Source organism: Bradyrhizobium sp. SZCCHNS3002 (assembly GCF_032377435.1).
Classification (GTDB): Bacteria; Pseudomonadota; Alphaproteobacteria; order Rhizobiales; family Xanthobacteraceae; genus Bradyrhizobium.
On the sequence record NZ_JAUHHY010000021.1, the window covers coordinates 58,254 to 75,778 of the forward strand.

Sequence of the window (17,525 nt, forward strand, 5' to 3'; positions counted from 1 at the left end):
GTGCCGGATGTAACTTTCTGAATCAAATCGTGTCCTGAAAAGGCTTTCCGCATTCGCCTCGCTTCGAGCGGCATGCTAGGAGAGCTTCGACCGGTGATTTGCAGTTCGTTAACCGTTACGGCCAATCCGTGACGTCGCAAGCCGGGGGCATTGATGGGGTCGATGACATGAGTTCCAAGGGGGCGGGCCACAAGGCCGAGCTGAGGCAGGCGCTGCGCGTAGGCGTGATCGGAGCCGGCGTGATGGGCAGCAATCATGCCCGCGTGCTCGCCGGACTGCCCGATGTGCATCTGGTCGGCGTGGTCGATCCGCTGCCCGCGCATCGCACCCGCGTCACCGAGCTTGCGAACTGCCCGACCTTCGAGAGCCTCGACCAGCTCGTCGCGGAGGGCGTCGACGCCGTGACCATTGCGGCTCCGACGCATCTGCATCATGAGCTCGCGCTGGCCTGCATCGCACGCAAGGTTCACCTGATGGTCGAGAAGCCGATCGCCTCGACGGTGGACGAGGGCAGGGAGATCGTCTCGGCCGCGCATCGCGCCGGCGTCACTTTGATGATCGGCCATGTCGAACGCTTCAATCCGGCGGTGGCCGCGATCAAGAAGGCGATCGCCGGCGAGGACATCCTGTCGATCGCGATCACCCGCGTCGGCCCGTTCCCGCCGCGCATGTCCAATGTCGGCGTCGTCATCGATCTCGCCGTGCACGACATCGATCTCATCCGGTGGTTCACCGAATCCGACATCATCGAGGTGCAGCCGCAACTGTCGAGCGCGGTGGCCGAGCGCGAGGACATCGCGCTCCTGCAATTCCGCACCGCCTCCGGCGTGCTCGCCCACATCAACACCAACTGGCTGACGCCGTTCAAGGCGCGCAACGTCACGGTGGCGACGCGCGGCAAATACATCATGGGCGATCTGCTCACCCGCCAGGTCACCGAGTGCTTCGGCTTCAAGCCGGACGGCAGCTACTCGATGCGCCATCTGCCGGTCGGCCATGACGAGCCGCTGCGCGCCGAGCTGATCGCCTTCCTGCACGCGGTGCGCTCGGGCACGGCACCCGCCGTCACCGGCGACGAGGGCGTCGCGAGCCTCGCCATCGCCACACAGTGCCTGGAGACGTCGAGCCATCGTCCGGCCGAGGCGGCTGCCACCAAGCGGCGCGCCGTGGCCGGCTAGCCGCCCAGGCTTCCGCTTCACCCTCATTTCCGTTTCCGAACCTTTGTCAGAGCTCATGAACCAGCACCTGCGTCATCAGCCCATTCCGTTCATCGACACCGCCGCGCAGCGCCAGCGGCTCGGCAAGTCGCTCGACGACGCCGTCGCCCGCGTGCTCGCGCATTGCCAGTTTCTCGGCGGCCCCGAAATCATTCAGCTCGAGGCCGAGCTGGCGGCGTATTGTGGCGCCAAATACGCGGTGAGCTGCTCCAGCGGCACCGACGCGCTGCTGATGGTGCTGATGGCCCAAGGCATCGGCCCGGGTGACGCGGTGCTGTGCCCGTCCTTCACCTTCTGCGCCACCGGCGAGGCCGTGGCGTTGACTGGCGCCACGCCCGTCTTCGTCGACGTGCTGGAGGACACCTTCAACATCGATCCGGCCTCGCTCCGCCGCGGCATCGCCACCGCGAAGCGGCTCGGCCTGAAGCCGAAGGCCGTCATTCCGGTGGATCTGTTCGGCCAGAGCGCGGACCACGATTCGGTCGCAGCGATCGCGGCGGACGAGGGCCTGTTCGTGCTCGACGACGCCGCGCAGGGCTTTGGCGCCAGCTACAAGGGCCGCCGCATCGGCACCTTCGGTCTCGCGACCGCGACCAGCTTCTATCCGGCAAAACCGCTCGGCTGCTTCGGCGACGGCGGCGCCATCCTCACCGATGATGCAGGCCTCCTGGAGCGCCTGCGCAGCGTGCGCGCCCATGGCGGCGGCAGCGACAAATACGACAACGTCCGCCTCGGCCTCACCGCGCGGCTCGACACCATCCAGGCTGCGGTGCTGCTCGAGAAGCTCAGGATTTTCGAGGACGAGATCGCCGCGCGCAATGTCGTCGCTGAACGCTACACGGCGGCGCTGGCCGACGTCGTGAAGGTGCCGCGCCTCGTCGACGGCTGCACCTCGGTCTGGGCGCAATACACCATCCGCCTGCCCAAGGGCGTCGACCGCGACACCTTCGCCGCCGCGCTGAAGGCGCAGGGCATCCCGACCGCGATCTACTATCCGAAGTCGATGCACCAGCAGACGGCCTACCGCATCTTCCCGAGCGCCGATGGCGGCCTCCCGGTCAGCGAGCAGCTCTCCAGCGACGTCATCAGCCTGCCGATGCACGCCTATCTGGACGAGGCGACGCAAGGGCGCATCATCGACGTCGTGCGCGGCGCACTGGCCTGAGGTCTTACGCATCGTCGCGCATCTCCGCTGGCGGCCCGACCGGCCGCAGCGTGTATGAATGATCTGTCCCACCGGCAGCTCCAACAAACACTGTCGTCCCGGCGAACGCCGGGACCCATACCGCGTGATGTCTGGAAGGGGCAGGCGGCCCGTTCCGCGCGCCCCATCGGCTGCACGGCGCATGGATCCCGGATCGGCGCCCGCCGCCGCTTCGCGTCGGCAGGCTTGTCCGGGACGACATGGGTGGGGTCGGTCTGTAGGGTGGGCAAAGGCGCGCCCATCTGAATGCTTGTTACGCCGAGCCATCGCGCGCCGTGCCCACCATTCCCACCACCGATGCCGATGCGCGGTGGGCACGCGACCGCTCTGCGGGCGGCTGCTTTGCCCACCCTACGGCCGCGTGGCTCAATTCCGATTTACATCTCAAACAGCGATCGACATAGGGGCGCGTTCTCGCGGCACGTGATGCCCGAGTCTTACGATCAGTTCGCCCTCGCAAACATGCAGAGGGCGCAGGGAATGCCGGGTGAAGGCCTCACCCATGGCCCGCCTGCTGAAAAAATGCAGGCGGCAGGTACCACAGGTTCAGCCGACAATCCGGCATTCCCTGCGCGACGGGCTTACGGCTGCTCCGCGATCTCCCCGGTGCGCCGGCTCGTTGGCCACCGTCGTCCACGCCGTGCATCAGCAGCAGCGCCAACTTGACCTCAGCGTCGGGAGGCCAGGACCACGCGACTTGACCGTCCGCAAGCGCCCGTTCGTCCGCACGCCACAAGGACATGCTGCGAGCTCTCGCGGCCATCGCATCCCCGCCTCGCGTGTCGTGACGATCGCGCGCAACGCCCCTCTGCGGTGAGGCGGGATGCGCGGAGATAATCATGATTTCTGTAAAATAGCAATATGATTATTTTTATCGGAAGTTAACCCGTTGTCCTCCGTAACGTCCAACTCGCGAATGAGTTGCTCGGTCATGCCCGGGCTTGTCCCGGGCATCCACGTCGTTCCGAGGGCACTGGGCCGACGTGGATGGCCGGGACAAGCCCGGCCATGACGACGTGGAAGCAGATGGGCGCAACAGTTGGAGCACCGGCAGCTCAGGCCCGCCGGAAACGGGAGAGGTTTCTGCCGGCACCCGCTGGCCGCAGTCGGTCCATGCCAGTCGCTTCCTCAAACGGGAAGGCGACCGCGATCGGACGGTCACACTTCGGCTGCGCGGGAGCGCGGACGTTCCGCTTCAAACTCGCCCCCCAATGCTCTAGAAGCCCCCCATGCTCGGACGTATCTTCACCGTCGGCGGCTATACGCTGCTGTCGCGGCTCACCGGCTTTGCCCGCGATATCATGCTGGCGGCGATTCTCGGCGCCGGGCCGGTCGCCGACGCGTTCTTCATCGCGTTCCGGCTGCCGAACCATTTCCGGGCGATCTTTGCCGAGGGGGCGTTCAACGCGGCGTTCGTGCCGGCCTATGCGCATGTGCATGGCGAGAAGGGGCCGGCCTCCGCCAGCCTGTTTGCCGACCGCATTTTTACGCTGCTGCTGGCCTCGCAGGTCGTGCTGCTGATCCTCGCCTGGGTGTTCATGCCGCAGGCGATGACCATCCTGGCGCCGGGCTTCACCGACGATCCCGGGCAGCGCGAGCTTGCGATCACGCTGACGCGAATCACCTTTCCGTATCTGCTGCTGATCACGCTGGTGACGCTCTATGGCGGCATGCTCAACGTGATGCAGCGGTTTGCGAGCGCCGCGGCGGCGTCGATCTTCCTCAATCTCGCCATGATGGCGACCCTGGCGCTGGCGGCGTTCTTCCCCGGTGTCGGTCACGCGGCCGCCTGGGGCGTGCTGATCTCCGGCTTCCTGCAATACTTCCTGCTCGCCGGCGACCTCGCCCGCCACGGCGGCCTGCCGCGCTTTGCGCCGCTCAAGCTCGACGACGACATCCGCGCCTTCTTCAAGGCGCTGGGACCGGCGACGCTGGGCTCGATGGGCACGCAGGTCGCGATGTTCGCCGACACCATCATCGCGACGTTCCTCCCCGCCGGCGCGATCTCGGCACTGTATTATGCCGACCGCCTCAACCAGTTGCCGATCGGCGTGATCGGCATCGCCATCGGGACGGTGCTGCTGCCGGAGATGTCACGGCGGCTCACGGCGAACGATCACGACGGCGCCATGGAGCAGCAGCGCCGGGCGTTCGAGTTCACGCTGTTGTTCTCGGTGCCGTTCGTCGCCGCCTTCCTCGCCGTCCCCGACGTGATCACCCGCGCGATGTTCGCGCGCGGCGCCTTCACCAAGGGCGACGCCGCCGCGGCCGGGGCGACGCTCGCCGCCTATGCCGTGGGCCTGATCCCGTTCGTGATGATTCGCAGCGCGGTCTCGACCTTCTACGCGCGCAAGGACACCGCGACGCCGGTGAAGGCCTCGCTGACGGGATTGACCGCAAACGTCGTGCTGAAGGTGCTGCTGATGGGCTCGCTCGCCCAGGTCGGACTCGCGCTGGCGACGGCCGTCGGCGCCTGGATCAATCTGCTGCTGGTGCTCGGCTTCGCCGTGCACAAAGGCTATCTGCACTTCGATCGGCGGCTCACCTCGTCGCTGCTGAAGTTCGCCGGGACCGGCGTGGTGCTCGCGGCGGCGTTGTGGGCAACGGCCCTGGTGGCATCGACCCGGCTCGCGTCGCTCGGCCGCATGCAGGACGAAGCCGTTCTCGGTCTGCTGATCATCGTCGGCGCCGTCATCTACGTGGGCGCCATCCTCGTGCTGTTCGGTCCGCGCTGGCTGAAGGCCCTCGTGCGGCGCTGACGTTTGCGCTGCAACATCGCGTGCTGGCATGCCTGCCGAGAGTTGACCGCGCGTGTTCGGGGAGCGGCCATATGCCGTTTGCGCGAGGGCGTGATCCGCTGCAATATGCCGGCCAATCGTCGCGACAATGCAGTGGGAAGTGAAACCAGATGGCAGCTCCGATCAAGTTCGGTATGGGACAAAGCGTTCTCCGGAAAGAGGATGACGCGCTGATTCGCGGCAAGGGCCGCTACACCGATGATCTCGCGCCATCCGCTGCCCTGCATGCGCTGGTGCTGCGCTCGCCGCATGCCCATGCCCGGTTCGCCATCGATGTCACCCCGGCGCGGCTGTTGCCGGGCGTGGCGCTGATCCTGACCGCCGAGGACACCGCCGAGCTCGGCGGGCTGCCGTGCCTGTTCAATCTCGAGACCGATCCGTTCACCGCGCCGCCTTATCCGATCCTCGCCAAGGACGAGGTGCGCCACGTCGGCGATGCCATCGCCTTCGTCGTCGCCGACACGCTCGACCACGCGCGCGATGCGCTGGAGGCGATCAAGGTCGAGTGGACGACGCTCCCGGCGGTGACCGGCGTCGTGAACGCGATCAAGGCGGATGCGCCGCAAGTCTGGGCCGAGCACAAGGGCAACGTGCTGTTCGATGTCGGGATCGGCGACAAGGCGGCGGTCGAGGCGGCGTTCGCGAAGGCGCATGCGGTCGCCGAGATCCGCATCGTCAATCCGCGCGTGGTGGCGAGCTTCATGGAGACCCGCGCCGCGGTCTGCGACTACGACACCAAGCGCGACCATCTGACCCTGACGGCCGGCAGCCAGGGCAGCCACCGCCTGCGCGACATCCTCTGCCAGAACGTGCTGAAGATCCCGACCGAGAAGATGCGGGTGATCTGCCCCGACGTCGGCGGCGGCTTCGGCACAAAACTGTTTCCCTACCGGGAATACGCGCTGGTCGCGGTCGCCGCGCAGCGGCTGCGCAAGTCGGTGCGCTGGGCCGCCGACCGCTCCGAGCATTTCATGGGCGATGCGCAGGGCCGCGACAACGTCACCACCGCCAAGATGGCGCTGGCCGAGGACGGCAAGTTCCTCGCGATGGACGTCGACCTGATGGGCGACATGGGCGCCTATCTGTCGACCTTCGCACCCTACATCCCGCACGGCGGCGCCGGCATGCTGCCGGGCCTCTACGACATCCAGGCGTTCCATTGCCGGGTGCGCACGATCTTCACCCACACCGTTCCGGTCGACGCCTATCGCGGCGCGGGCCGTCCCGAGGCGGCCTACGTCATCGAGCGTCTGGTCGACGCCTGCGCGCGCAAGCTCGACATGTCCGTCGATGCGATCAGGCGCAAGAACTTCATTCCGCCGCGCGCGCTGCCCTACAAGACCGCGACCGGCAAGGTCTATGATTCCGGCGATTTCAACGCGCACCTCAAGCGCGCCATGGAGATCGCCGAGTGGAAGGAGTTTTCGAAGCGCGCCAAGGCCGCCAAGAAGCACGGTCTCATTCGCGGCATCGGGCTCGCGAGCTATGTCGAGGTCTGCGGCACCATGGGCGAGGAGACCGCCAATGTGCGGCTCGACCCGAACGGTGACGTCACCATCCTGATCGGCACGCAGTCGAGCGGGCAGGGCCACCAGACCGCCTACGCCCAGATCGTCGCCGAGCAATTCGGCCTGGCGCCGGAGCGCGTGCACATCCATCAGGGCGACACGGCCGAGATCGCGACCGGCCTCGGCACCGGCGGCTCGGCCTCGATCCCCTCCGGCGGCGTCAGCGTGCAGCGCGCCACCCATGAGCTCGGCGACAAGCTCAAGCAGATCGCGGCCGAAGCCCTCGAAGCCGGGCTCGGCGATCTTGAGATCGCCGACGGCGTGATCCGCGTCGCCGGCACCGACCGCGCGATCTCGTTTGCCGACCTCGCCAAGCGTCCCGGCGTCGATCCTGACAAGCTCAAGGGCAGCGCCACCTTCGCCAGCGCCGACGGCACCTATCCGAACGGCACCCACGTGGCCGAGGTCGAGATCGACCCGGCGACCGGCATCATCAGGATCGTCAACTACGTCATCGTCGACGATTTCGGCGTGACGCTGAATCCGCTGCTGCTGGCCGGCCAGGTGCATGGCGGTGCGGTGCAGGGCATCGGCCAGGCGCTGATGGAGCAGGTGGTCTACAGCAACTCCGACGCCCAGCTCGTCACCGGCAGCTTCATGGACTACGCGCTGCCGCGCGCCGCCGACGCGCCGTCCTTTACCTTCGAGACCCACAACGTGCCCTGCAAGACCAATCCGATGGGCGTCAAGGGCGCCGGCGAAGCGGGGGCGATCGGCTCCTGTCCGGCCGTCGTCAATGCGATCGTCGAAGCCCTCTGGCGTGAGTACAAGATCGATCACATCGACATGCCGGCGACCCCGGAGCGCGTCTGGATCGCGATCCGGGAGCAGCATCGCCGTCATAGTCTCTGAGTACTCTCCCTCCGGATCTCCTCCGATATCCGCCTCAATTCCGGAATAATCCGCCGGCTGAGGGGTTGACCAACCGAGCGACCCCGTCCGGGTGGGCTGGACGGGATTGTGACAACAAAGGAGCGAATTGATGAAGCGGACTGTCGTGGCTGTCGCAGCTTTGCTGCTAGGGGCCGGCGCCGTGATGGCACAGCAGGATCTGGTCAAGCATAGCCAGGACACGATGAAGGCCAACGCCAAGAACCTCGGCGGTGTCCTGATCGCGATGGTCAAGGGCGAGAAGCCGTATGACCAGGCCGCCGTCAATGCCGCTCTGGCCCAGCTCGAGGACACCGCCAAGAAGCTGCCGACGATGTATCCGGCGAGCCTGAAGGGCGCCAAGTTCGAAGGCGACTACGGTCCGTCGCCGAAGATCTGGGAAGACCAGGCCGGCTTCAAGGCCAAGATCGACAGCTTCGCGAAGGTCGTCACCGAGGCCAAGGCGAAGATCAAGGATCTCGACAGTCTGAAGGCGACCGCGCCGGGCATCGGCAAGGAATGTGGCGGTTGCCACGAGACCTTCCGTCTCAAGAACAGTTGATCTGACCTGCCATCCACGGGGGCGGACGCGACATTGCGTCCGCCCCCGTTTGTTTGCGCCGTGCGGGCGTCCTGACGTATCACGGCGCCGCCGAGCTCCGGTAATGATCGCCGGGCCGACGATCTCCTCCTGCTGTGACGGAGCCACCATGCTACGCCGCCTCCTGCTTGCTCTCTGCGTGCTCGGCGCCGCCGGCCTGACGGTGTTCTGGTGGTTGACCCAGCCGTCGACGATCACGCTCGCAGCGGCGACGCGCGCGCCGGATCTCGCCAACGGGCAGGAGATGTTCAACATCGGTGGCTGCGCGTCCTGTCACGCCGTGCCGAACCAGCCGGACCGGCTGAAGCTCGGCGGCGGCCTGCCGCTGAGCTCGCCGTTCGGGACGTTCTATGCGCCCAACATCTCGCCCGATCCCACTGACGGTATCGGGCGCTGGAGCGAGGCCGAGTTCGTCAATGCGGTGGTGAGGGGCGTGTCGCCGGGCGGCAGCCACTACTACCCGGCGTTTCCCTATCCCTCCTACGCGGCTGCGAAGATCGACGACGTCCGCGATCTCTTCGCCTACATGAAGACGCTGCCGCCGGTTGCGGGCGCCTCGCGCGCGCACGACATGCCATTTCCGTTCAACATCCGTCGCACCGTCGGGGTCTGGAAGCTGCTGTTCTTCGACGGCAAGCCCTTTGCCGCCAACGCCTCGCGCCCGGCGGAGTGGAATCGCGGCGCCTATCTGGTCAGCACCTTCGGCCATTGCGCCGAGTGCCACAGCCCGCGCAATGCGCTCGGCGGCATCGTCTCGGCGCAGCGGCTGGCGGGTGGGCCAGAGCCGGAAGGTCAGGGCTTCGTGCCGAACATCACCCAGAAGGGCCTGTCGGACTGGAACGAGAGCGACATCAGCTATTTCCTCGAGACCGGACAACTGCCCGACGGCGACAACGTCGGCGGCTCGATGGCGCGGGTGATCCGCAACACCTCGCAGCTCTCGCCCGAGGATCGCAAGGCGATGGCGGTCTATCTGAAATCGCTGCCGCCGGTGGAAGGCCCGCCGAAGCCGAAGAAGCCGGCAAGCTGATCAGTTCGGCGGGCGCGCGCGCTCAGGTCAGATCGGCTTGAAGCTGCCGTCGCTCTGGATCACCGTCAGCGACACCGGCGGTGGATTCTCCTTGCGCGCGTTGCCGAAGCTGACCACCAGCCCGCCGATGTCGAACTGGCCGACCTCGTTGATGATGCGGAGCAGCTCGGCGCGGGTCGGGTTCGGCCCGGTCATCGCCAGGGCGCGCGCCACCAGTCGGCCGGTGATGTAGCCCTCGAGGCCGATGAAGTCCGGCGTCTGGCTCGGATCGAGCGTCTTCATCGCGGCCTGATAGTCGGCGACGATGCGGAGGTCGGTGTCCCACGGAAACGGCACCACCTCGGAGACGACGACGCCGCGGCCTTCCGGGCCGAGCTCCTTGGCGAGCGCGTTGCCGCCGACGAAGGAGACCGCCGTAAAGGTCGGATTGAAGCCGCTGCGATGCGCCATCTTGATGAACTCGGCGCACGGGCCGTAGGTGCCGACCAGGATCACCGCTTCAGGCTCCGCGCGCCGAATGACCTTGAGCGCCGCGCCGACAGCGCGCGTGTTGCGCTCGAACGTGCCTTCGGCCGCGAGCTCGAGGCCGCGGCGATCGAGATGCGTCTTCACGCCGGCCAGTACGTCGCGGCCGAACGCGTCATCCTGATAGAAGATCGCGATGCGGGTCAGGTGAAGCTCTTCGGTGAGATACTTGATCGAGGCTTCCGCCTCCGCCGCGTAGCTCGCGCGGATGTTCACGATGTTCTGGAATTCAGGCGTCCGCAGGAATTCGGCGCCGGAGATCGGCCCGATGAAGGGGACGTCGTTGGAGGCCGCGATCGGCGCAGTGGCCATCGCGGTCGGCGTGCCGACGGCGCCGATCAGCGCGAACACCTTGTCCTCGTAGATCAGCTTGATGGTCTCGACGACCGAGCGATCGGGGTCGTAGCCGTCATTGCGGCTCAACAGCTTGAGCCTGCGTCCGTAGACGCCGCCCTTGGCGTTGAGCTCGTTGAAGGCCGCCAGCAGTCCCTGGCGCGCCGCCTGGCCCAGCGCGGCCGACGGGCCTTCCAGCGCCGCCACCTGGCCGAACATGATGGTGTCGTTGGTGACGCCGAGCTCGTCGGCGCGCGCAGACCCCAGCGGGAGCACGCCGGCGATCAAGATGAGAATGAAGGAGATCCGAAGGCTTGAAAACCAGTTCATTGCGATCTTCGATGCACGGGGTACACTTGATGACAACTCAGTCTAGGCGTGTTGAATGAAGACCTCGCTAAAGACGTAGCCCGCGCTTGATCGCGTTTTGGGCGGCCCTCAACAGTCAGCCGTTAACCAAGCCCCGGTTTCTGGTACGCCACAACGGATCATCTTTGACCGTCCTTAACTTACCGCGGCCAGCATCGGCCGCATCGTGGTGAGGGGCAGCCGTTTGGCGGGGGCCATATTGCAGGTTGAAGAGTACAGCGCACCGACGCTGCAGGAAAAGGATGATGCTCGCAGCGGTAGCGGGCGCGAGAGGCTGCGCGCGTCGTTATCGCGATACCGCCTTTATCGCCCTGCGATCATCGCGGCATGCGTCGGCGTCGTGCTGTCGGTGGTCGGGACGGTTGCCGTGGGACGCTGGGAGAACCGGCTGGCGCGCACCGATTTCGAAGGCTTGGCCGAAGCCCAGGCGATCCTGGTCCAGAACGGCGTCAACGAATATGTCAGCCGGCTGACCGCGCTGCGCACCCGCTTCGAATCCGCCAACGACGACATTACGCGCAGCGAGTACCAGACCTTCAGCGCGCGCCTGTTCGAGTCGCATCGCGGCATGCTGCGGCTGGCGTGGCTGCCGCGGATCAAGCGCAAGGAGCGCGGCGAATACGAGGCGGCGGCGATCACCGACGGCGTTCCCGCGTTTCGCATCAAGTCCTATCCCGACGGCACCGTCGCGCCGGAGAGCGACGAATACTATCCGGTCTACTTCTCCACCGAGGCGAAGACCTCGCCGGTCTATGGTCTCGACTATTGGAGCATTCCCGACCATCGCGCCGTGCTGGAGCAGTCGCGCGACTACGACGTGATCGGCGCGTTGCGCACGCGTCAGAACCTGATCAATCAGAACGAGCGCAATAACGCCGTGATGATCGGCATCCCCGTCTACGCCAAGGGGACGTCGCGCACGACGGTCGCCGACCGCCGGCGCAATCTCTCTGGCTTCATCATCGGCGTGTTCGACCTGCCGACGCTGTTGCAGTCGGTGCGCGCGAACAATCCCAACAGCCCGGCGCTCGCGATCAACCTGCTGCCGCCCGAGCGCGTGATCAATGCCTCCGGCGTGGACCCGCAGCGCTGGCCCGCGGACCCCAGCATCTGGTCGACGACCTTGCGCATCGGCGATGCCGACTGGGTGTTCCAGGCGGCGCCCGCCGGTGGCAGCCTGATGGCGAGCCACAATCGCGCGCTGGCGCTGTATGCGGCCGGCATGGCGACGACGATCTTCCTTGCCGTGTATCTCGCGCTGTCGAGCCGCAACGCCCTGCAGCTCGCCCTCGCCAATCGCCGCGTGCTCGAGCTGGCGCAGACCGACGCGCTGACCGGCCTTGCGAACCGCGCCTTCTTCCTCGAGGAAATGGAGCGCATCAACGACGAGAAGAGCGGCCGCTTCACCGTCTTCCTGCTCGACCTCGACCGCTTCAAGAACGTCAACGATTCGCTCGGCCATGGCGCCGGCGACGAGCTGCTGGTGCAGGTGGCACAGCGGCTGAGATCGCAGTTGCGCGACGAGGACGTGCTGGCCCGGCTCGGCGGCGACGAGTTCGCCCTGATCCAGGCCGGCGCCTCCGACCAGCGCGCCGCCGCGATCGAGCTCGCGCAGCGCATCACCCGACTGATCGCGGAGCCGTACCAGCTCGGCGGACAGCGCGTCGAGATCGGCACCAGCATCGGCATCTCGCTCGCGCCCCAGCACGGCCGCGACCAGGAGCACCTGCTTAAGAAGGCCGACCTCGCGCTCTACCGCTCGAAATCCGCCGGCCGCAGCTGCTACACGCTCTATGACGATGCGATGTCGGCCGAGCTCGAGGCGCGCAACACGCTCGAGGGCGATCTGCGCGACGCCATCGCGCAGTGCCAGTTCGAGGTGCACTATCAGCCGTTCTACGACGCCGAGACGCGCGAGCGGTGCGGCGTCGAGGCGCTGGTGCGCTGGCGCCATCCGGTCAAGGGGCTGGTGCCGCCGGACAAGTTCATCCCGCTTGCGGAGTCGACCGGCCTGATCGTGCCGCTCGGCGAATGGATCATCGGGCGCGCCTGCGACGACGCCACCGCATGGCCCGACGACGTCAAGATCGCCGTCAATCTGTCGCCGGTCCAGTTTAAGCAGGCCGAGCTGTTCGACGTGATCCAGTCGGCGCTCGCGCGGTCGGGCCTCGATCCGAAGCGTCTCGAGATCGAGATCACGGAGTCGGTGCTGCTGGAGCGCGCGGCCGAGAACGAGAGCTTCATCGATCGGCTGAAGGGCCTCGGCATCTCTCTGGCGCTCGACGATTTCGGCACCGGCTATTCGTCGCTGCGTTCGTTGACGGCGTTCCCGTTCAACAAGATCAAGATCGACAAGTCCTTCGTCGCCAATCTGAGCGTGCGCGACGAAAGTGCCGCCGTCATCTCATCGGTCGTGACGCTGGCGCGGGGGCTCGGCATCCAGATCACCGCCGAAGGCGTCGAGACCGAAGAGCAGCTGGTGCAACTGCGCTCGCTCGGCGTCAACTTCGCGCAAGGTTATCTGCTGGGCCGGCCGATGCCGGTCGAGCAGCTCGAGCAGCATCTGGAGATCGCCCGCGCTGCATCCGAGGCCGACGAGCCGCAGCCGGCCGAAGACGCATCCGAGGACGACGCATCCGAGGACGACGATCCGCGCTCGGCGGCCGTCGTCGCGCTCATTCCCCGGTCCGGGGCGCTGCTATCCCTCGCATCCAACGGCTGAGCGGCGAGGCGGCTTCGGCATCTGCGTCGACCGGCAGGCGTGGCAGGCCCAGCATGGCGGCCTCGCGCGCGGCGCTCGGCGTGATGCCGTAGGCGGTCTTGAACAGCCGCGTGAAATGGGCATCGGTGCCGAGCTGCCAGCGCCGCGACACCTCGCTGATGCGCTGTGTCCGCGACCCGGTCCCGGCGAGATCGAAGAACGCGCGATGCAGGCGGCGGCTGCGGATGTAGTCGGCGATGCCGCCGATCGGCGCGAACAGGCGATAGAGCGACGCGCGCGACATCCCGAAATGCAGCGCCACCGCGTCGGCGCTGAGCTCGGGGCTCGACAGCTGCGCCTCGATGTATTGGCGGATGCGGAGCAGCGAAGCATCCGGCGTCACGCTGCGGTCGGCATCGCGGCGTTCGAGCTCGCCGCGCAGGCAGGCCGAGATCAGCGCGATCGTGCCCTCGACCGCGGCCTGGCACTCGTCGAAACTCATGCGCGGCGCACAGTCGAGCAGTGCGCCGAAATGCCGCGCCAGCAGCGGCGCCAGCGCGCCGCTGCGCGGCAGCACCAGGCCGTGCAGGTCGTCGACCTGCAGCAGGCGCGCATCGAACATCGGACGGGGAACGACCAAGGTAATGTTCTCGAACGGCGTCGCGCGCGTTTCGAGTGTCTGGGCGAGATCGAGCACGCAGAGGTCGCCGGCCTCGACCCGGATCGGCGCGGCCGCCGCGACCCCCTCATAGCTGCCGCTCACGTAGAGCTGCAGGATGATGTGATCGACGCCGCTGCGGGCAATGGTCTCGGCCGATCGGCGGAACCGCTGGCCGCTCGCCCGGGCCGATCCGAGCAGCACGGAGCCCAGCGCGTAGGACAGCACGTCCGCCCTGAACGGAGCGGCCTCGCCGGCCGCGAGCTCGTCGACTTCGAAGAACGTCGAAGTGGCCTCGCGCCACGCCGCGATGTTCGCCTCGGTGTCCATCTGCTCGGCGCAAAAGCCGTAGCTCGGCAGCAGGGACGAAACGGCTTTGATCTCACTCTTCACACGGCGCCGCAGTCATTCTTGAGTTTTCGTCTCAACCTCTTGATCGACCGTATCGGATCGGTCGCTCGCCTTGACCGGGTGCTCCGCGCACCCGCTATAGAACGCCTGTCGCCAAGTTGCCGAAAGGGAAAGCCGGGCCGTTCGACGGTCCCCCATTGCCCCTCACGATCGAAAGGTCCGGCTTTCCGGCCCACTGGCGCGAATTGGCGGACAACGGTCTCCGGCCGCCACCGTCTTTCATGACGAAACCATGCTTGACCCATTTTCAGGACCTCGGCGCCCGTCGGTCACGACGGGCGCCTTTGTCGTGGGGCAGGCGACCGGCGGGCAGGCACCGGGTCAGGATGAGCGCGTCGCTAGGTGGCGCCGAAGGCCTTGAACGTGATGATGGTGTGGGTGTCCTGAATGCCAGGCAGGACCTGGACCTTCTCGTTCACGAAGTGGCCGATGTCGGTGTCATTGTCGACGTAGAACTTCACCAGCAGGTCGTAATTTCCCGCCGTCGAGTAGATCTCGGAGGCGATCTCGGCTTCCGCCAGCGCATTGGCGACCGTGTAGGACTGGCCGAGCTTGCACTTGATCTGGACGAAGAAGGGAACCATTGCGGGCTGTCTCCGGAAGGCATCTTTCGCCTCAATATAGCGTTTTCCGGCGAAGTCGATACGCTTTCTCCGGCGACCGGGCCTGCTTGCCGGGCGCGGCCGGCCCGCGCTAGGAAGGGGCATGAGCACCCCCGTCGCACTCACCATCGCCGGTTCGGATTCCTCCGGGGGAGCCGGTATCCAGGCCGACCTCAAGACCTTCGCGGCGCTCGGCGTCTACGGCGCCTCGGTGCTGACAGCGCTGACCGCCCAGAACACCAGGGGCGTGACCGGGGTGCACCTGGTGCCGCCCGATTTCGTCACGGCGCAGATCGATGCGGTGTTCGATGACCTCGACGTCGGCGCGGTCAAGATCGGCATGGTGGCGCAGGCGCCGATCGCCGACGCCATCGCGGCAAGCCTTGCGCGCTGGCGGCCGCGGCATGTCGTGCTCGATCCCGTGATGGTCGCGACCTCGGGCGCGCGGCTGTTGCCGGAGGATGCGATCGACGCGCTGCGCCGCCGGCTGATCCCCCAGGCGACGCTGATCACGCCGAACCTGCCCGAGGCGGCCGCGCTGCTCGACGAGCCGGTCGCTGATACGGACGAGGCGATCGCGGCGCAAGGCCGCCGGCTGCTCGCGCTCGGCTGTCCGGCCGTACTGATCAAGGGCGGTCACGGGCAGGGCGCCGACAGCACCGATTACCTGATCACATCAGCGACCAGCATCCCGTTGCCGTCGCCGCGCATCGACACGAAGAACACCCACGGCACGGGCTGTTCGCTGTCGTCGGCCGTGGCCGCAGGGCTGGCGAAGGGGGAGAGCCTCGAGGCGGCCGTGCGCAACGCCAAGGCCTTCATCTCCGGCGCGATCGCGGCGGCCGATCGCTTCACGGTCGGACACGGCCACGGCCCGGTGCATCATCTCCACCGCTATTATTGAGGTCACACGGTTTTGAGACCGCAGTCTGCGGTCCATGCTACGTGGAGACGGTCCGTCGATCATCACCGACGGCGCGCAGATCAGGGGATCACTGATGAGGACAGGTATCGTCGCGGCTCTGGCTGTTGCGCTCGCCGGCATCGTTGCGACGCCCGCGCTGGCGGAGCGCGCCTATTCGGCCGAGGAGGAGCGCAACGAGCAGATCGTGCTCGACTTCTATGAGCAGGGGCTCAACCGCAAGGATTTCGCTGCCGCCTCGAAATATCTCGGCAGATACATCCAGCACAATCCGAGCGCCGAGGATGGCCCGGAGGGATTTCGCAAGTTCATCGAATTCCTGAAGGCGAAGTATCCGCAGTCCCGCAGCGAGATCACCAAGGTGCTGGTCGATGGCGACTTCGTCATCCTGCGCGTGCATGCCGTCCGCGAGCCCGGCACCCGCGGCAACGCGATCGTCGACATCTTCCGCCTGAAGGACGGCAAGATCGAAGAACACTGGGATTCGGTGCAGCCGATCCCGGAGCAGTCGGCCAACACCAACGGCATGTTCTAGCGCCGCGGCGCGGCCGCTCACTTCTGCTGGGCGGCCTCGATCTCGCGCGAAGGCCCGTTGCTGATGCGCGCCCGATACTCGCCCGGCGATTCACCGAACCAGCGGTTCGAGGCGCGGAAGAACGTGCTCTGGTCGGCGTAGCCGAGCAGGTAGCCGATGTCGGTCAGCGACAGGCGCTGATCGGCGAGATGGCGCTGGGCGAGCTCGCGCCTGGTCTCGTCGACGAGATCGCTGAACGAGATGCCCTCGTCGGCGAGCCGTCGCTGGAAGGTGCGATCGCTCAGGCCCAGCGCAGCCGCGATGGCCGAGCGCAACGGGCTGCCGTCCGGAAGCAGCTTGGCGATCGCGACGCGCGCGCGATACGCGGTGTCGGTCTTGACCAGGCGCTCCAGCGCCTCGTCAGCGATGCGATCGTGGATCGGCATCAGCTCGGGCGCGGAGGTCGTCAGCTTGCAGGCGAGATCCTCTCCCGACACCAGGAAGCCATTGAACGGGGCATCGAACTCGAGCGGTGACTGGAACGCCCTGTTGTAGGCCGCGATCGACAGCGGCACCGCATGCGAGAAGCGCGCCGCGAGCGGCGTCAGCGGCCGGTCCAGCATCCAGCGGCACAGATTGAGCAGATTGATGATGCCGTAATCGTAGCGCTGCCGCGGGATCGGGCATTCGCCGCCATAGACGTCGGTGCGCACCCAGCGGCCGCCCGGGCCGTCCTCCAGCGTGATCGCGACGGCGTCGCTGACGAGACACATGTAGCGGATCAGCCGGGTCAGGCCGGTCTGCAGATCGGGGCTCGACATCATGGCGTAGCCGGCGACGCCGTAGTTGTGTGGGCGTGGGGCTGCGACATTGACGAGGCCGATATCGGGATTGCCCGAACGCTCGGCCGCCAGCACCCACAACCGGCTCAGCGCCTCGGTCGGCCAGCGGCGGTCGCAATCGTCGAGATCGTCGATCGACAGACCGACCTCGGCGAACAGCGCGGCGGCATCCAGACCTTGCTCGTTCAGCGTCGTCGCAACGCCGCGCATCCAGGACGACGATGTGGTTCGAATCTGCTGAGCCATCCCTTGGCCTTCTGGAGCCAGTGCTTTGGTATCCTCGGGTCATTGTGCAGATGCACATGAGACTGCATAGCACCTGATATTGGCGATCGCGATACCAAAATCGGTGGTGCGACC

At 66.8% G+C, this 17,525-nt stretch carries 13 protein-coding genes; 9 read left to right on the plus strand and 4 right to left on the minus strand.

All coding sequences use genetic code 11. The features are described from left to right. Window positions 1-167: 167 nt before the first annotated feature. The 6 genes from QW845_RS31010 to QW845_RS31035 all read left to right on the plus strand — a co-directional run bounded on the left by QW845_RS31010 (window position 168) and on the right by QW845_RS31035 (window position 9,288). Window positions 168-1,178, plus strand: a complete 1,011-nt coding sequence (locus tag QW845_RS31010; protein ID WP_315805315.1) for a Gfo/Idh/MocA family oxidoreductase — start codon at window positions 168-170, stop codon at window positions 1,176-1,178. A gap of 55 nt (window positions 1,179-1,233) precedes the next feature. Then, a complete protein-coding gene (locus QW845_RS31015) occupies window positions 1,234-2,382 on the plus strand; it encodes a DegT/DnrJ/EryC1/StrS family aminotransferase (protein WP_315805316.1) in 1,149 nt (382 codons plus the stop codon). 1,268 nt (window positions 2,383-3,650) lie between these two features. Further along, entirely contained in the window at window positions 3,651-5,180 is a 1,530-nt protein-coding gene (murJ, locus tag QW845_RS31020; RefSeq protein WP_315805317.1) for a murein biosynthesis integral membrane protein MurJ, read from the plus strand. A gap of 149 nt (window positions 5,181-5,329) precedes the next feature. Further along, a complete protein-coding gene (locus QW845_RS31025) occupies window positions 5,330-7,639 on the plus strand; it encodes a xanthine dehydrogenase family protein molybdopterin-binding subunit (RefSeq protein ID WP_315805318.1) in 2,310 nt (769 codons plus the stop codon). Window positions 7,640-7,769: 130 nt separating this feature from the next. After that, the gene (locus QW845_RS31030; RefSeq protein ID WP_315805319.1) at window positions 7,770-8,219 is read left to right on the plus strand and encodes a cytochrome c; all 450 of its coding nucleotides are present in this window, start codon (window positions 7,770-7,772) and stop codon (window positions 8,217-8,219) included. Between the two features lie 148 nt (window positions 8,220-8,367). After that, window positions 8,368-9,288: a cytochrome c gene (locus QW845_RS31035; protein WP_315805320.1), complete on the plus strand. Its 921-nt coding sequence runs from the start codon at window positions 8,368-8,370 to the stop codon at window positions 9,286-9,288. A 27-nt stretch (window positions 9,289-9,315) separates the two neighbouring features. On the opposite strand, the gene QW845_RS31040 is transcribed toward QW845_RS31035, so the two are convergent. Beyond that, window positions 9,316-10,476 carry an ABC transporter substrate-binding protein gene (locus QW845_RS31040; RefSeq protein WP_315805321.1) on the minus strand — a complete coding sequence of 387 codons (1,161 nt, stop codon included), beginning with the start codon at window positions 10,474-10,476 and terminating at the stop codon, window positions 9,316-9,318. A 238-nt stretch (window positions 10,477-10,714) separates the two neighbouring features. Between QW845_RS31040 and QW845_RS31045 the strand changes: the two genes are divergently transcribed. Further along, a complete protein-coding gene (locus tag QW845_RS31045) occupies window positions 10,715-13,237 on the plus strand; it encodes an EAL domain-containing protein (protein WP_315805322.1) in 2,523 nt (840 codons plus the stop codon). Here QW845_RS31045 and QW845_RS31050 read toward each other — a convergent pair. Both QW845_RS31050 and QW845_RS31055 read right to left on the minus strand, forming a co-directional pair. Beyond that, window positions 13,191-14,255: a helix-turn-helix domain-containing protein gene (locus tag QW845_RS31050; protein ID WP_315805363.1), complete on the minus strand. Its 1,065-nt coding sequence runs from the start codon at window positions 14,253-14,255 to the stop codon at window positions 13,191-13,193. The genes QW845_RS31045 and QW845_RS31050 overlap by 47 nt on opposite strands. A gap of 368 nt (window positions 14,256-14,623) precedes the next feature. Continuing rightward, window positions 14,624-14,869, minus strand: coding sequence for an Lrp/AsnC ligand binding domain-containing protein (locus tag QW845_RS31055; RefSeq protein ID WP_315805323.1), 246 nt, complete (start codon window positions 14,867-14,869; stop codon window positions 14,624-14,626). 121 nt (window positions 14,870-14,990) lie between these two features. Between QW845_RS31055 and thiD the strand changes: the two genes are divergently transcribed. Both thiD and QW845_RS31065 read left to right on the plus strand, forming a co-directional pair. Next, window positions 14,991-15,791: a bifunctional hydroxymethylpyrimidine kinase/phosphomethylpyrimidine kinase gene (gene thiD, locus QW845_RS31060; RefSeq protein ID WP_315805324.1), complete on the plus strand. Its 801-nt coding sequence runs from the start codon at window positions 14,991-14,993 to the stop codon at window positions 15,789-15,791. A 94-nt stretch (window positions 15,792-15,885) separates the two neighbouring features. Beyond that, window positions 15,886-16,344, plus strand: a complete 459-nt coding sequence (locus QW845_RS31065; RefSeq protein ID WP_315805325.1) for an ester cyclase — start codon at window positions 15,886-15,888, stop codon at window positions 16,342-16,344. Between the two features lie 17 nt (window positions 16,345-16,361). Here QW845_RS31065 and QW845_RS31070 read toward each other — a convergent pair whose 3' ends face one another. Then, complete coding sequence (locus QW845_RS31070; protein ID WP_315805326.1) at window positions 16,362-17,411, minus strand: AraC family transcriptional regulator; 1,050 nt, start codon at window positions 17,409-17,411, stop codon at window positions 16,362-16,364. Window positions 17,412-17,525: the final 114 nt, after the last annotated feature.

Bases quoted from the DNA above. Each gene is read 5' to 3' on its own strand.
- QW845_RS31010 (WP_315805315.1), top strand. From the start codon at position 168: ATGAGTTCCAAGGGGGCGGGCCACAAGGCCGAGCTGAGGCAGGCGCTG.
- QW845_RS31015 (WP_315805316.1), top strand. From the start codon at position 1,234: ATGAACCAGCACCTGCGTCATCAGCCCATTCCGTTCATCGACACCGCC.
- murJ (WP_315805317.1), top strand. From the start codon at position 3,651: ATGCTCGGACGTATCTTCACCGTCGGCGGCTATACGCTGCTGTCGCGG.
- QW845_RS31025 (WP_315805318.1), top strand. From the start codon at position 5,330: ATGGCAGCTCCGATCAAGTTCGGTATGGGACAAAGCGTTCTCCGGAAA.
- QW845_RS31030 (WP_315805319.1), top strand. From the start codon at position 7,770: ATGAAGCGGACTGTCGTGGCTGTCGCAGCTTTGCTGCTAGGGGCCGGC.
- QW845_RS31035 (WP_315805320.1), top strand. From the start codon at position 8,368: ATGCTACGCCGCCTCCTGCTTGCTCTCTGCGTGCTCGGCGCCGCCGGC.
- QW845_RS31040 (WP_315805321.1), bottom strand. From the start codon at position 10,476: ATGAACTGGTTTTCAAGCCTTCGGATCTCCTTCATTCTCATCTTGATC.
- QW845_RS31055 (WP_315805323.1), bottom strand. From the start codon at position 14,869: ATGGTTCCCTTCTTCGTCCAGATCAAGTGCAAGCTCGGCCAGTCCTAC.
- thiD (WP_315805324.1), top strand. From the start codon at position 14,991: ATGAGCACCCCCGTCGCACTCACCATCGCCGGTTCGGATTCCTCCGGG.
- QW845_RS31065 (WP_315805325.1), top strand. From the start codon at position 15,886: ATGAGGACAGGTATCGTCGCGGCTCTGGCTGTTGCGCTCGCCGGCATC.
- QW845_RS31070 (WP_315805326.1), bottom strand. From the start codon at position 17,411: ATGGCTCAGCAGATTCGAACCACATCGTCGTCCTGGATGCGCGGCGTT.